Below are 14,907 nucleotides of genomic sequence, written 5' to 3' on the forward strand. Positions count from 1 at the left end.
TCAGACGGTGAAGTATTTTGCCCGGGGGTTGAGCATCACGAGCGCGGATGTCGACTGTTCTGGGTGAAGCTGATAGCCGTCCGAAAGCGACACGCCGATGCGTTCGGCATCCAGCATTTTCAGGATCGGTTCCTGATCCTCAAGCCGGGGGCAGGCGGGATAGCCGAAGGAATAGCGCGAGCCGCGATAGGACTGCGACAGCAGCTTCTCCATGTCACGATCGTCTTCGCCGGCAAAACCCAGCTCAGCGCGGATGCGCTTGTGGGTATATTCCGCCATGGCTTCCGCCATTTCGACCGACAGGCCGTGCAGGTACAGATAGTCCTGGTAGCGGTTTTCCTCGAACCATACCCGCGCCAGATCGGACGCCTTCTGCCCGACGGTCACGACCTGAAGCCCGACCACATCGCGGACGTCATCGCTGATGTCACGCACGAAATCGGCGATGCACTCGCCGTCATCCTTGGGCTGGCGCGGCATGGTGAAACGCGCGGCTTCCGTCTTGCCGTCTTCCTCAAACAGTACGAGATCGTTCCCGTCGCCTGCGGCCTTCCAGTAGCCATAGATCGCCTGCGGCCGGATGATGTCCTGCTCCGCACTCAGCGCCAGCATGCGCTTCAGCACGGGGCGGAGTTCGGTCTTGGCGTATTCCATGAACTCGTCGAGCGAGCGGCCCTGTTTCCTAAAGCCCCACTGGAACTGGTACAGCGAGCGCTCATTGAGGAACGGCAGAACCGCATTGGGCGTCGCTTCGAGCACACGTCCGCCCCAGAAAGGCGGCGTAATCATAGGCTCAGAGCCTGAAATCCGCTCACGCCGGGCCTTGGCGGCTTCGCGATCCACCACGCCAAAGCCACGCGTTTCCGCGATTTCCGGTGCACGCGCCGTCTTGCGGCTTGCCTGGCTGGCACGGCGCGTCTGGATCGCGCCCAGATAGGAGTCGAGTTCCTTGTTGGCGATCTTGTCCATCAGGCCCAGACCGTCGAACGCATCGCGCGCATAGGCCACGCGCCCCGGTTCACCCGCGCCATAGGAGCGGGCACATTCTTCCTCGACGTAATTGCGTGTCAGGGCCGCGCCACCGAGAATGACCGGAACATCAAAGCCCTGACGGTGCATTTCCTCAAGGTTTTCGCGCATGATGACCGTGGACTTCACCAGAAGCCCGGACATGCCGAGCGCATCCGCCTTGTGTTCCTTCACGGCCGCGATCATGTCCGCGAGCGGCACCTTGATGCCCAGATTGATGACCTGATAGCCGTTATTGGTCAGGATGATGTCCACGAGGTTCTTGCCGATATCGTGCACGTCGCCCTTGACGGTGGCGAGCACCATCGTGCCGCGATGCTGGCCTTCCACACGCTCCATGTGAGGCTCAAGCCAGGCCACGGCGGTCTTCATCGTCTCGGCGGATTGCAGCACGAACGGAAGCTGCATCTTGCCCGAGCCGAACAGCTCGCCCACGACCTTCATGCCATCGAGCAGGACGTTATTGATGATGTCGAGCGGCGGCATTTCCGCCATCGCGTCTTCCAGATCCTGCTCGATGCCCTTGCGGTCACCATCCACGATCCGGTCTTTCAGACGCTCCGCCGGGGTCTCCGCGCGGCGCTTCTTTACGGCATCGGCAGCCTTTCGCCCGGCAAACAGCTCCAGCAGCTTCTGGAGCGGATCGTAGTCCTCGGTACGGCGGTCGAAGATCAGGTCTTCCGCGACCTTGACCTCTTCCGGGGCAATCAGATGCAGCGGACGGATCTTGGAGACGTGGACAATCGCCCCCGTCATGCCAGCCTTGACCGCATGATCGAGGAACACCGAGTTCAGCACCGCACGCGCAGCCGGGTTCAGGCCGAAGGAGATGTTCGACAGGCCGAGGATGATCTGGATATCCGGGAACTTGTCGCGGATCAGCTTGATGCCCTCAAGCGTCCACTGGCCGAGCTTGCGGTCATCTTCCACGCCTGTGGCAATGGTGAAGGTCAGCGGATCGATCATCAGGTCGGACTGCGGCAGTCCGTACTGGTTGCATGCAAAATCGACCAGACGTTCGGCAATGCGCAGCTTGTCCTGCGGCTCCTTCGCCATGCCGACTTCGTCGATCGTGAGCGCAATCATGGCCGCGCCAAATTTGCGGGCCAGCTTCATGCGGTCATGGGCCTGCTGCTCGCCATCCTCGAAGTTGATCGAGTTGATGATGGGCTTGCCGCCATGCAGCTTGAGCGCGGCCTCAATGACCGGCGTTTCGGTGGAATCGATCACCAGCGGCGCATTTACGGACGACGTAAAGCGTGTGACGACCTCGTTCATTTCGCGGACTTCATCACGTCCGACGAACGCCGTGCAGATATCGAGCGCGTTGGAGCCTTCAGCGGCCTGTTCACGTCCGATGGCAACGCAGCCATCCCAGTCGTTGGCTTCCTGAAGTTCACGCCATTTCTTGGAGCCATTGGCGTTGCAGCGCTCGCCAATGGAGAAATAGCTGTTTTCCTGACGCAGCGGCGTCTGGGTATAGAGGCTGGAGACCGACGGCATCCAGACCGTGCTGCGCTTGACCGGGGCAGGGCGGAGTTTTGTGCCACCAAGGCGACGCAACATGCCGTCCAGCGCCTGGATATGCGGCGTGGACGTACCACAGCAACCACCGATCAGGTTCAGCCCGTCTTCCTTGACAAAGCGCTCCATCCAGACGGCCATTTCCTCAGGGCTGAGCGGATAGACAGTCTTGCCGTCCACAAGCTCCGGCAGGCCGGCATTGGGCTGCATGGAAATGAGACCGGGCCAGTTCTCCGACAGCCAGCGGACATGCTCGCCCATTTCCTGCGGGCCGGTGGCGCAGTTCAGGCCGAGGGAGGGGACATCCAGCGCCTGCACGGTCGTGGCGGCGGCGGCGATATCGGGGCCGACCAGCAGCGTGCCCGTGGTCTCGACCGTGACCTGCACGAAAATCGGCGCATCGGAGCCGAGTTCGATCCGCGCAATCTTGGCGGCATTCACGGCGGCTTTGATCTGGAGCGTGTCCTGACATGTCTCGATCAGGAACCCGTCTACACCGCCGTCAATCAGGCCGCGGCACTGTTCGACCAGACCGGCTTCCAGATCGTCATAGGCAATGTTGCCCAGCGTCGGCAGCTTCGTGCCCGGACCGATGGAGCCCATGACATAGCGGTGCCGCCCGTCGGCGAAAGTCTCGGCGGCTTCGCGGGCCAGCGTGGCGGCCGTACGATTGATTTCGCGCGTGCGGTCCTGAAGCCCGAACTCCGCCAGCGTAACGATAGAGCCGCCAAACGTGTTCGTCTCGACCATGTCCGCACCGGCTTCGAAATAGCCGCGATGGATTTCACGGACGAGCTCGGGACGGGAGAGATTCAGGATTTCGGTGCAGTTTTCCTGCCCCCAGTAATCCCGCTCGACTTCCAGATCCAGCATCTGCACGCGCGATCCCATGCCGCCGTCACACAGCAGGACCTGATCGGCGAGGGCGTCAAGCAGATGGGGACGTGAGGACATGGGCAGAACGCTCTGTAGCTGTGGATGACTGGGAATGGATATGAGGGCCGCGATCGGGCTTGCGCCTCTATACACGGTCAGGGACAGGAGGGTGTAGCAAAACGGTTCCCCTCCGGCAAAGAGGCAACACCATGAAAATGCTGCCCGCTCTGTGCAGGGCTGCTACAGAAGATCGCATGACGTCTTCCGGTACCGCACTGATCCCGCTGACCCTTCTGTCCGATCCGGCGGAATGGCCCGAAGAGCGCAGGCGCGACGCCCTGCTCATCGGTGATCCGGGGGTAGCTGGCGGGTGGGGAGATGTGGCCGATATTCCGGCAGCCTCGCCTTTTATGAACCGTCATGCGGCGGGATGTCTGTGCTGTACGCGTGACCCCGTGACCATGGTTCTGGCGCAGGTGTTTCAGGATCGGGTGGTTGGCAGGCGCCCGTTTTTCCGCGAAGTCGCAGTTCTGGCCGGGGCCGGGGATCTTGTGGCGGTCCGGCAACAGCTTGAAAATGACGTTCTGGTCCGCGCCCGTTACAGGCTCATGCCCTGAAGGGTTTTTCAGATCGGGTCTATGCTCTTTGGGGACTTCGGGATAACTGGACGGCATGACGACTGACGCAGAACAGGACGGGCCGCTCCGGCAGCGCAAGAAGGACCGCACCCACGCCGCGCTGGTGCGGGAGGCCATGCGCCTGTTCTCGACCTATGGTTACGAGGAAACATCGGTCGACGAGATCGCAGAAGCCGCGCAGATTTCGCGGCGGACGCTGTTTCGGTACTTCCCGGGCAAGGCGGACATCATCCTGGCCTGGACCGGCAGCGTGACCACGATCCTGACCGAAGCCATCCGTGACGTGCCGCTGGATGTTCCGCTACAGGATGCCGTTCTGGCCGGACTGGTGCCGGTCGTGGCGTGTTATTCGTCCGACAGGATGGACGCTTATGCCGTTGTCAGGCTCGTGGAAGGGACGCCAGCCCTGAGGGATATGGCCCTGCGCCGATATTCCGAATGGGAGGAAACGCTGGCCAATGCCCTGATCGCCCGCTTGCCCGCGACTGAAATGCCGTCTCTCGTGGCCCGTCTGCTGGCCCGGACGGCGATTGCGACGTTCCGGACCGCGCTGGACGAATGGATGAAAACCGAGGGTAAATCCGATCTGGAAGCCATCCTGCGCCGGACCTTCACGCTCCAGCCCCTGCTGTGGCAGGACGACTTCCCCCTGAGTTCAGGCTGAGAGTTCGGGCTGGACCTCCTCAGAGGTCCAGTTCGATGCTGAAGTGATAGGTGCGCGGCAGACCGGCGACAGCCGAGTTCGTGGCCGTGCTCACACCATTGATGCTCGACGGATAGACGGACGCCCAGTAGCTCTGGTTCGTCACATTGTTCACCCCGAAACGGAACACCAGCGGCTGCCCGTAAGCGTGGGTCGCATAACGCGCGCCCAGATCCAGCGTGACATAGGACGGTGCGAAGGTCGTGTTGTACACGTTGGCGGCGCGACGGCCCATGTAATGGACATTCGCGTTCACGGCAGCGCCCTTGAGGAACGGCAGGCGATAGTCCAGCAGCGCATTCGCCATCAGCGGCGGCACGCCCACGACCTGCTTGTTGGCCGTCAGCGATGATCCCGTACCCAGCATCTGCGCATCCAGCCAGGTCATGCCGCCGAGGAAGGTCAGATCGTCGGTGATGTTGCCGGAAGCCTGGAACTCGACACCGTAGTTCCGCTGCAGGCCGTAATTGGCATAGACCTTGGTAACGGGGTCCGTGAAGCCGTACGGGCGGGCCATGCGGAAGCCGGCGATGTTTACCTGCATGCGCTTGGCGATCAGGATCTTGTAGCCGACTTCATATTCTTCCGAACGCAGCGGCGCCGTTACTTCATTGACGTTGACCGATCCGGCAGGTGCGATGGTACCGGCCTGTAGCGACTTGCCCCAGGTGAAATAGATGGTCTGGTTATCGGTCGGCTTGTACAGCAGGCTCGTCATCGGGCTGAACGCGGCCGAGCGGGTGTAGCTGGACGTCTTGGTGCCCGTCTTGGCGTAGTTGTTCGTGCTCAGCCAGCTCCAGGCGAGGGAGCCCATGATCGACCAGTGCTTTCCGAGCGAAATGGTGTCGCCCGCGAGAAGCGACTGGTTCATCGTATCGGCGGATTTGTAACGGCCGGAATAGTAGGGCTGCGCGCTGGCGAAGCTCTTGGGATGACCGATCGTGGCCTCACCCAGCGTCAGGGTGCCGGTGGAGGAGGTGGGGTTGTAGTTCCCCATCACATAGCCGTTCGTGCCGAGTTCGATCTGGTGGCGCAGCGGGCCGGTGCGGAACTTGCCGTTCAGGTAGGCCATGTTGCTGCCGGCCACGAAGTCATTGGCCGTGAGGGCCGCGGAGATCGTCTGCTTGTACAGGCCGGCGGAATTGAGAAGCTGGTTGGACGTGCTGAAGACGTTACGGGCCGCGTTCTGCCACAGACCACCGAGCTTGAGGCTCCAGTTGTCGTTGAAGTTGTGGATGATCTTGGCCATGGCCGTATCGGTTTCCATGTTATAGCCCGCCTGCGGCTGACCATAACCCTTCTGGCTCAGATCCGGCGCCTGGGGCAGCTGGATCGCGGTGCTGTAGGCGAAACCTCCCGGAAATCCGCGCTCGGCATAGGTGTACTGGCTGGCGTCGAGCTGGATGACGGTCTTGGGCGAGAGATGGATGTCGAAATCGCCGCTGACGAGATCACGCCGCAGATGCGAGCCCTCGACATAGCCTTCGCCGTTCTGGTTCAGCAGGTTCAGGCGATAGCCGAACCAGCCGTTCCGGCCGACGCGTCCGGAGACATCCGCGCTTTCCAGCGGGGCGCCGATGGAGTCCGTCCCCACGACCAGTCGCTCGGTCATGCGATCCGTCGGGCGCTTGAGCGTGAAGTCGAACGTGCCAGCCGGATTCTGGGGCCCGTAAAGCGCGCCGGCCAGCCCGTTCAAAACCTGCATGCTGTCGAACTGCTCGGCCGCATAAGGCGTGGTGATGACCATGTTCAGCCCGTCCATGCGGGTGTTGGCAATCACGTCACCTTCGAAACCGCGGGACTGCGGGCGGCTGGTGTTCGGATCGCCGCGCATTTCAAGCTGCGCGGACGGGACATAGGCCACAAGATCGTTGATATTGCGCGCCTGCTGGTTCACCAGGACGTCATGTGGCACGACCATGATGGACATGGGTGTGTCGAGGACGGAGCGCGTTCCAAGTGGGCCGAGCGCCACGTCCTTGGTCCGGTAATCGGCAGCCGTACCGGTGCCGTTGCGGCTGTGAACCGTGATGTTCTCGGCCTTCGGGGCGGCAGGGGCGGCCTTGGCCGGAGCAGCGGGATGTGCTGCTTTCTGCTTGGAAGCCGGTTGTGTCTCCGCTGCAAATGCTGGCATACTGCTCAGTACAGATCCGGAGAAGAGACAAAGCAGCAGGCGTGCGGATTTCATGGGCGGTCGGTCCTGATCGGTCTATATTGTAAAGCTGGACTTTCCTCTCTACTTTATGACACCTGGTGTCAAAATAATTCGTTCGCTTCAGCGACCCATCCGGTCCGCTTTGTCCATGGCTGTTTCCTGAAAGACACAGATGTGGCCGATTTTACCGATCCCCATCAATCCGGTCCACGATCTTCAGAACATCCTGCCAGTTATCCGCGCGCGGACTCCAGGTTTCCAGTGCGTTGTGAGGGGCCGTGAAAAGCACGCCCTGACCCTGAAACCGCCTGAAGTGGCGCAGGTTGTCATCGATCATCACATCGGCGGCCAGAATGCTCTTGTCGCCGCAGAAAACGATGTTCAGCGGCGAGATGCAGGGAAAATGTTCCCTCAGCCAGGCGAATTTGGGCGCGCAGGACGCCGGATATTCCATGGCGGCCGTCGTGATGAAGACTTCGCAGGTCTCGCACAGGGCAGAAATGGCATCCTGGGCGCCGGGCATGACGGCGAGTGAAGCGAAGAAATCACCCTGGTGCAGCATGGCTTCCATGGCCGCATAGTCTTCAGGGGAGACAAGATCCCTGAAGCGGCGTCCGCGCAGTTCCGCATCGGTCCACTCATAGCCGCAGGTTTTGCGGAACCACGTGCGTTGCGCAGAGAACGCATCGGCCAGGACTTCATCCATATCGACGGCCAGACGCAGGCGGAAGGGGGTCATGGGAAGCTCCGAAGCTGAAAGAGGTGCAAACTCTCGTCCTGATGGAGGGCCAAGGCAAGGGGGTGGGTATCGTGACTGGTAAAAATATCTGAATACTTTAATGAAAGCGTTCCACTCCCTGATGATCAAGTATTTCAAATATATCATTCCGAACAGAAAACTCTTTACTTAAAGTAAACTATTCTTGTTCTGTATTTCAGCAACTGCAAGCATGGGGTTCTGTTGTCGGATGGTCCGGTTCAGAACTTCTTTTTCCAGAAGAGGACGAACCGGCACCCGTAGAAGGAAAACCATCATGTTTCGTAAATATGAAGAGAATTTCCGTATCGTTTCCGCAGCTCAGGGCACCGGAAGCGGCAGCTCCGGCAATCCGGGCAATTTTTCGCAGGATCGCGAAAGGGCCTCGGAAGCTGGCCGCAAGGGCGGCGAGCACAGTCATGGCGGTCACTCCACCAAGGAGACCTCCAAGTCGTCCTCTTCAGGGGGAGAGCACTCCACTCGTGGCTTTGCCAAGGATCCGCAGAAAGCGTCCGAAGCCGGCCGCAAAGGTGGACAGGCTTCTCACAAGTCCTGAACCGACCTGCGCGCAGACAGGAGACAATTCTCTCTGCGCGACTGCTGCAAAACCTGCCGAGGGGCTACCCCCGGCAGGTTTTGTGCATTGGAGCCTTACTCCCGGCTGAGCGATCCCGTCCCAAAGGCCAGTCCGGCCGCCGCAATCAGCGCGGCATAATAGGCATCAGAATGGCTGAGGGTCGCGTCCAGATAGCCGTTCTGGGCAATGCTGGTCTGGGTCAGGGAGCCCACGCCGCTGCGATAGGCGGCGGATGACGCCTCAAAACTGGTGCGCGCTGCCGTCTCCAGCCTGCCGGATGCGGCATAGGCGCTCAGGCTGGTGCGGAGGGCATTTTCCGCCGCAACGATCTGCTTGACCGAACTGTCCACGGTCTGCCGCAGGGTCGCATCCGCGCTGTCCGACTGGTCCTGCGCCTGTTTCAGAAGGGCGGCCCGCGTGCCGCCGTCAAAGATCGGCACGGTAATGCCGCCGAGGATCAGGCTGCTGAACGCATTGCTGGACAGGTTGAGCGTCGGCGGCGCCTCGCTCCCCACACCGGGAATGGAAGACAGCGCCAGACGTCCGGTCGTGTAGGCCACGTTGCCCGTCATGAAGATCTTGGGCAGGAACTCGCTCCGCGCCGCCTGAACCCGGCTTTTTGCGGCCTTGGCGTTGGCATAGGCGGCCAGAACATCCGGCCTGCGCGAGACAGCCTGCTGTACGAACGCATCCGTCAGACGCATATCGTCCAGAGCGAGGGGGCGGCCGGAAATATCCAGCGTGTCCAGCTTCGTAGCAGGGGAAATGCCGATGGCATTGAGCAGTTCCAGCCGGGTATTTTCCTCGTCGCCCTCAGCCTGGACGAGCCGCAGTTCCGTCTGGGCTGTCGCCTGCCGGGCCTGTGTGACATCCACAATCGTGCCCTGGCCCTGATGCAGCCGGGCTTCCGCGGCCGCTTCCACAAAGCGCGCATTGTCCCGCGCCTGACGCAGGAGCCGCACCCGGCCCGTGGCGGCGGCATGCGTGTAATAGGCTGTTGTTACGCCATAGATGATCTTCTGATGCGCGGCGGTGAACAGCACGTTGCTGGCGATTTGGGCCTGTTTCGTGGCCTCGATCACGGCTTCGCGCTTGCCGAAATCGAACAGCAGCCATTCCATGCCAAGCGTCTGGACTTCACCCGCGCCCGAATTGTTGTTGCGTACGCCGCCCAACGCATTTTCCAGCCCGCTCAGGCCGGAATTGACGATGCCTTCGGCCGCGCCCGCATTGCTGATCGTGGGGTTCGCGCCGTCATTGCGACTGTGATTATAGCCGCCCACCACGGTTGCGGTCAGGCGGGGCAGATAGGCGCTGCGGGCAATGCCGACCGCCAGAGCAGAATCTCGGGCAAGATTCCAGGCCCGGCGTGTTTCCGGATTGGCGGATTGCGCAATATCGATCAGTTCCGCCAGCGAATAGGCATGCCCGTTCTGCACCGCAATTTCCGGGGCCGGGGGACGCACGCGGATCTGCGTGTTCGACGGCAGGGTGTATCCGGCCGGCAGGTTCAGGGCATGTGGATCGTGTCTGCCGGGCAGGATTTCGCCATTGGCCGCGATATTGGGCTGCCACGGTCGGTCAGGGGCCGCGGGCGCGCTGTCCAGAGCCTGCGTGGCGCAGGACGACAGCAGAAGCGGAGCCGAATACAGCGTGACCCGGATCAGGCACGGAAAAGGACGGGCAGGGCGGGTCATCAGGCAATCTGTTCCAGTCGTGCCATGCGGTCAGAAAAATCCGGTCGGCCCGGCGTGACGAGCAGTTCTTCCGAAAGTTCTGCCGCGTCGTCGAGCGCCTTTTGTGTTGCTTCTAGGCGGGGCAGATCGGTGCGCATATGGGCGGGTTCTGACATGGCATATTCCAGTGTGCGTTCGCTTTCCAGAAGGGCGGACTGGGTGCGGGCGATGGCATCCGAGCGGGCCTGCGGTGTTGAGGCATTCGCCTGACCCTTCAGGGAGTCCGCCAGCTTGCGCAGTCCGTCTCCAATTCTATCGAAGGCGCTGGCGGGCCAGAAACTGGTGAACATGGCGTAGGTGATGAAATTGCCGAGCATGATCCCCACGATCCGGTCCCGGGCGGTCGCCATGTCGGCCGTGGGGCCGTAGCCTTTCAGATCCGTCAGGTAAAAGGCCAGCCCGATCTGGAAACCGGCATAGGCAATGCGCTCATCGCCGGTCTTGACCCAGGCCGCGATCAGGGAAACCACGAAGACCAGCACCAGAAATCCGGTGATGTCGTTCAGATGCGGCATGACGAAAACGATGGCGGCAATCCCGAGCGCGCCGCCCACGAGGGCACCTGAAATGCGCAGGGTCAGCTTGGAGACCATTTCCCCCATCGTCGGAAGGGCGACGATGAAGCAGGTGATGATGCAGGTATGAATGCCCGGCCAGTTCAGGACCTTGAACGTCAGATAGCTCAGCATGACCGCCGCCGTGCCTTTGACGGCAAAGCGGACATGATCGGGGTTGCTGAAGGCATCATCGGCCAGAAACCCGGATTTTTTCTTCTGTGAGGGCGCTTTCGCATCATCCGCAGGGGGCGTGGCAAAATCAGGCAACAGATCCGCCAGAGCGCAGGCGGTGGGGGATGCTGCGCTGACAGCGGGCCGTTCGATGGCGGCCGGATAGTCCCCATCGGCGAAAATGGCGGCCATGTCCTCAAGTGTTCGGATCAGGCAGGCGGCGTCTGCCTGCGACAGTCCGCTTCGGCTGGCCTCGTCGGCCAGGGCGAGGATGGCCACGCTGCTGCTGGCGGCCTGTCTGAGGCACGCGAGATCGCGGGTGGACCAGATTTTTTCCAGCCCGGCCATTTTCGCTGATTTCATCATGTCGGTCGTGCCGGCGCGCAGCATGTCCGTGGCCTGCTCCCGGATGCGCTCATCCGGATCTCGCAGGAGACAGCATGCCATGCGAAGACGCGCGGCAATGCTGTCAGTCAGGATCCGGCGCGGGGACGGGCAGATCAAAAGGCCAAGCACGACCATGACCGCGCCGGGAACCGCAAGAAACAGGTCCGTATAAAGCAGCGCGCGCGTCACGACTTCGCCGACCGGAACCTCATCGATCGCGATCAGCCCGTACACGGTAATCAGCCCGAGCATGTAAGCCACGGGTTTGAGCTTGCTGGCCGAGCCCAGGAAGAAAAACAGGAAGGACAGCAGGGCAATGACGATGACCAGCCCCATCGGGTGATCCAGTGTCAGGCGGATCAGGCCGTAAATGATCGTCAGCAGGATCAGGACCGCGACATTTACTCCGACACCGGCCAGAGCATTGGTCACGCGGTCCTTCTGCCACAGTGCCATCGTCACGAGGGCCGGGACGGCGAGTTCCGGAACCTGCCAGATTTCCCCGACCAGCACCGTCGTCGTACACCCCGCCGCCATGCGAAGCGCATAGCCCATGCGTCCCGGAGCGGGATTGCACACCAGACGCCAGATGCGCGAAGGACTCAGTCCGGGGCGCATCAGGTCCGGACGTGGGTCCTCCAGTGAAGGGGCGGTTTCAGGGACAGGCAGCGCCATGCCGGATCTCGACCGTCGCGGTGGCGCCAAGCCGCAGCAGAAGGGGATTTGCCTTTTCCAGCCGGATGCGGACCGGGAAGCGCTGGGCCACATGCACCCAGTCCATCTGTCGTGGCACGATCGGCAGGGAGCGCGCAATTCCAGCGGAATCCGCCGAGAGCACACCCCATCCAATGCTTTCGACATGCCCTCGGAGCGGCGTGCGTCGGTCGATCATGGAATGGACCGTCACGCAGTCTCCGATCTGCACGGCGCCGAGATTGATCTCGCGGATATTGGCTGTGGCGTACCACTCATCATCCGCAATCAGCGTGAACAGAACCTGCGACGGCGCGAGAACTTCGCCCGGTTTGACCCTCAGGCTGGTGACGTAACCGTCAACCGGAGCGATCACCGTGGTCTGCCGCAGTTCATAACGCGCATGATCGAGTGCCGCCTGACTGGCATCGCGCGCGGCGATCGAGCTTTTCAGGTCCCCGATCGCAGTGGTCGCCGCAGCGGACTGGTTGCGGGACTGGGCCAGCGAAACTTCGGCATCATGCAGGGCGACACGGGCCTGATCGTATTGCTGCCACGGGATGTACGATTTCCCCGCCAGAGGCTGAAGCCGCTGGACGGTGCGCGCTGCAAGATCACGGTTGGTCTGGGCCCGGACGACCTGATCGTCGGCGGTGGCGGCATTGGACGTTTTGATGCTCAGCAGACGCGTCTGGTTTTCAACTTCCGCGCTGGCCAGATCCAGATTGGCCTGCGCCTGCCGGACGGTCAGTTCGTAGGGCTCGGGATCCAGCCGGTACAGTACGTCGCCTTTGTGAACGTGCTGGTTGACCGAAACATCCAGTTCCTTAAGGCGTCCGCCCACGGTAGAGGCGACATGCACCATTTCCGCGTCGATGCTTCCGCTGTCGGAGGAGGGGTGGGTGCTGTCTTCGTGGGAGACGTGGACGCCGAACAGGACGGCCACTCCCACGCAGACAACCGCGATGACAATGCCGATCGGCTTTTTGCCGGAGACTGAAATGCGCTGCACGGTCAGGGTCCGAATACCAGGGTCCACACGCCCAGTGCGGCGATGACACCCAGGGCGACATAGGTGAAAAGGCGGAAACTGAGCAGGGCGTCGAGCCCCGTCAGCAGAAAGAGGACCCGCAGTCCAACGGCTGTGGCGACACCCACGAGCCCGCAGACCATCCAGTCCGGAAAATAGGCGCCCACAACGGGAAAGGACGGAGCACCACGAAGAGAACATCCCCCTGTCGCCAGAAGGGTGAGCCCGGGAAGGCAGGGGCGGAGGCGGGCAGGTCGCATGAGGGGAATGGAAACTTTCGCGCGGCCATGAAGGGACTCGGAGCCTATCACATCCTTTTCCGAAAGCCACAGTCCAGCGGAAGGGACGGCCAGTCGGAAAAGAAAACCGGAGCGTCGCGCGGAAGTTTCAGTAGACAGGAACTGTGAAGACAATGGTGTGGAGCAATGACGGACAGATTTTTCCCTGCAATGTTTCTTCTGGGTCTGCTGGCAAGTGGGCCGGCCTTCGCCGCCCGGCAGGATCTTGTCCTGTCGCCGGTCAATACTCAGGCTCTTCTGCACGCGCGTTCGGCCCTGACGGATATTGACGGAAATTTCGGAGATGTGTCCGGAGCACTGACTTACGATCTGGACCGGCAGAGCTGTCATGTGGACATGACCATGAATGTCAGTTCCCTCAAGGTCGGCAGCGCTGTCCTGAAACAGGTCATGCTTTCGGGCATCATGCTCGACAGCGACACCCATCCTGTCATGAAATATCTGGGAGACTGCCGTCCTCGGATCGTCAAAGGGCAGCTCCGGATGGAGCTTGCGGGAAAACTGACCATGCGCGGACAGACGCATCCGCTCGTTCTGACGACGGAGCTTCAGTTCCAGGGCAATACCCTGATGCGCATCGTCAGCCATGGCAGCTTTGACCAGCGGCAATGGGGCATGAGCACGCTTCTTCATTCGGTGGATCCCATGGTCCGTGTCGAGACCGTGATCCTCATGAAGTAATCTCCGTCCTGCTTGAAGGGCTGCGGGCCATCCGATAAGCAGGCTCGGAAAAATCCCTGTTTCTCCAGCTTCTGGCCCTTTGGACATGACCTTGCGGACGCCCCTGATCCTTTCCTTCGGCAGCATCAACATCGATCTGACGGCCCGCAGCCAGCGGCTTCCGCGCCCGGGTGAGACCGTTCATGCCGAGAGCTATGCGATCGGTCTGGGCGGCAAGGGCAGCAACCAGGCGGCCGCGGCCGCGAGACTGGCGCAGGCATTCGACGTGGATGTCGCACTGGCGGGGCGTGTGGGATGCGATGCGTTCGGGGCTCAGGCCCGGGCCAGTCTTGCCGGGTTCGGGGTGGATCTGTCGCCCCTGCGGGATGATGCGGACAACCCGACCGGGATTGCCCTGATCGGGATCGATGCGGCGGCCGAAAACTGCATCACCGTCGCGGGTGGGGCGAACATGGCGGTGGATGAAACGGATATCGTGGCCGCGGCCCCCTGGCTGGATCGGGCGAAAGTCCTGCTGCTTCAGCTAGAAATCCCCCAGTCTGCCGTTCTGGCTGCGGCGCGTCGGACCCGGAGCGCGGGTGGCCTTGTCGTGCTGGACCCGGCTCCCGCGCCGGAGCATGGGCTGCCTGAAGCGCTGTGGTCCGAGATCGATATTCTCACGCCCAATGAAAGCGAAACCTTCAGCCTGACCGGCATCCGTCCTGCAACAGTGAAAGAGGCGCGCAGGGCAGCGGAAATCCTGCTGGCGAAAGGTGTCCGGGCGGTTCTGGTGAAGATGGGGGCGAAGGGCGTGTTCTGGCATGACGGGACCGGATCGGGCCATCTGGCGCCATTCCGGGTTGTTCCGATCGATACCGTGGCGGCCGGAGACTGCTTCAACGCCGGACTGGCCGTGGCACTGGCCTGCGGGGAAAGCCTGCCCGATGCGGCACGGATTGCGTCCGCCTGCGGGGCCCTCGCCACGACCCGTCATGGCGCTGCCGATGCTGCTCCGGAATGGAATGAGGTCGAAGCTCTGATCCGGGTTTGAAAAAACCCTGCTTGCGCCATCAGTTTTTTGGGTTCAGGGTCCCCGGCACTAAATTGCAGAATGG

Annotated in this window: 12 protein-coding genes; 5 read left to right on the forward strand and 7 right to left on the reverse strand. The window is 61.8% G+C overall.

Features of this window, described 5'->3' with window-relative positions; genetic code table 11:
* The gene (metH, locus tag GLS_RS11065) at positions 1-3,507 is read right to left on the reverse strand and encodes a methionine synthase (protein ID WP_041112261.1); all 3,507 of its coding nucleotides are present in this window, start codon (positions 3,505-3,507) and stop codon (positions 1-3) included.
* Between the two features lie 176 nt (positions 3,508-3,683).
* Between metH and GLS_RS11070 the strand changes: the two genes are divergently transcribed.
* Entirely contained in the window at positions 3,684-4,046 is a 363-nt protein-coding gene (locus tag GLS_RS11070; RefSeq protein WP_041112262.1) for a hypothetical protein, read from the forward strand.
* A gap of 55 nt (positions 4,047-4,101) precedes the next feature.
* Positions 4,102-4,731 carry a TetR family transcriptional regulator gene (locus tag GLS_RS11075; RefSeq protein WP_041112263.1) on the forward strand — a complete coding sequence of 210 codons (630 nt, stop codon included), beginning with the start codon at positions 4,102-4,104 and terminating at the stop codon, positions 4,729-4,731.
* Between the two features lie 19 nt (positions 4,732-4,750).
* Here the strand turns inward: GLS_RS11075 and GLS_RS11080 are convergent, their stop codons facing one another.
* Both GLS_RS11080 and GLS_RS11085 read right to left on the reverse strand, forming a co-directional pair.
* Positions 4,751-6,958: a TonB-dependent receptor gene (locus GLS_RS11080; RefSeq protein WP_052327564.1), complete on the reverse strand. Its 2,208-nt coding sequence runs from the start codon at positions 6,956-6,958 to the stop codon at positions 4,751-4,753.
* Positions 6,959-7,109: 151 nt separating this feature from the next.
* Positions 7,110-7,664: a 5' nucleotidase, NT5C type gene (locus tag GLS_RS11085; RefSeq protein WP_011253591.1), complete on the reverse strand. Its 555-nt coding sequence runs from the start codon at positions 7,662-7,664 to the stop codon at positions 7,110-7,112.
* Positions 7,665-7,959: 295 nt separating this feature from the next.
* Here GLS_RS11085 and GLS_RS11090 point away from each other — a divergent pair, with 295 nt between their 5' ends.
* Positions 7,960-8,238, forward strand: a complete 279-nt coding sequence (locus tag GLS_RS11090; protein WP_024717102.1) for a con-10 family general stress protein — start codon at positions 7,960-7,962, stop codon at positions 8,236-8,238.
* Positions 8,239-8,333: 95 nt separating this feature from the next.
* Here GLS_RS11090 and GLS_RS11095 read toward each other — a convergent pair whose 3' ends face one another.
* From GLS_RS11095 to GLS_RS13175, 4 genes are all read right to left on the reverse strand, one after another.
* A complete protein-coding gene (locus GLS_RS11095) occupies positions 8,334-9,956 on the reverse strand; it encodes a TolC family protein (RefSeq protein ID WP_080691963.1) in 1,623 nt (540 codons plus the stop codon).
* On the reverse strand, positions 9,956-11,665 hold the full coding sequence (locus tag GLS_RS11100) for an FUSC family protein (RefSeq protein WP_041112880.1): 1,710 nt from the start codon (positions 11,663-11,665) through the stop codon (positions 9,956-9,958). The genes GLS_RS11095 and GLS_RS11100 overlap by 1 nt, the downstream gene beginning before the upstream one ends.
* Positions 11,666-11,765: 100 nt before the next feature.
* On the reverse strand, positions 11,766-12,815 hold the full coding sequence (mdtN, locus tag GLS_RS11105) for a multidrug transporter subunit MdtN (protein ID WP_024717100.1): 1,050 nt from the start codon (positions 12,813-12,815) through the stop codon (positions 11,766-11,768).
* 2 nt (positions 12,816-12,817) lie between these two features.
* A complete protein-coding gene (locus GLS_RS13175) occupies positions 12,818-13,093 on the reverse strand; it encodes a YtcA family lipoprotein (RefSeq protein ID WP_080692005.1) in 276 nt (91 codons plus the stop codon).
* Between the two features lie 165 nt (positions 13,094-13,258).
* Here GLS_RS13175 and GLS_RS11115 point away from each other — a divergent pair, with 165 nt between their 5' ends.
* Together GLS_RS11115 and GLS_RS11120 are read left to right on the forward strand one after the other, a co-directional pair.
* Positions 13,259-13,813, forward strand: coding sequence for a YceI family protein (locus GLS_RS11115; protein WP_041112265.1), 555 nt, complete (start codon positions 13,259-13,261; stop codon positions 13,811-13,813).
* Positions 13,814-13,898: 85 nt separating this feature from the next.
* The gene (locus GLS_RS11120; protein WP_041112266.1) at positions 13,899-14,843 is read left to right on the forward strand and encodes a ribokinase; all 945 of its coding nucleotides are present in this window, start codon (positions 13,899-13,901) and stop codon (positions 14,841-14,843) included.
* The last annotated feature ends 64 nt before the right edge of the window (positions 14,844-14,907 follow it).

The organism is Gluconobacter oxydans DSM 3504, from assembly GCF_000583855.1.
Lineage (GTDB): Bacteria > Pseudomonadota > Alphaproteobacteria > Acetobacterales > Acetobacteraceae > Gluconobacter > Gluconobacter oxydans.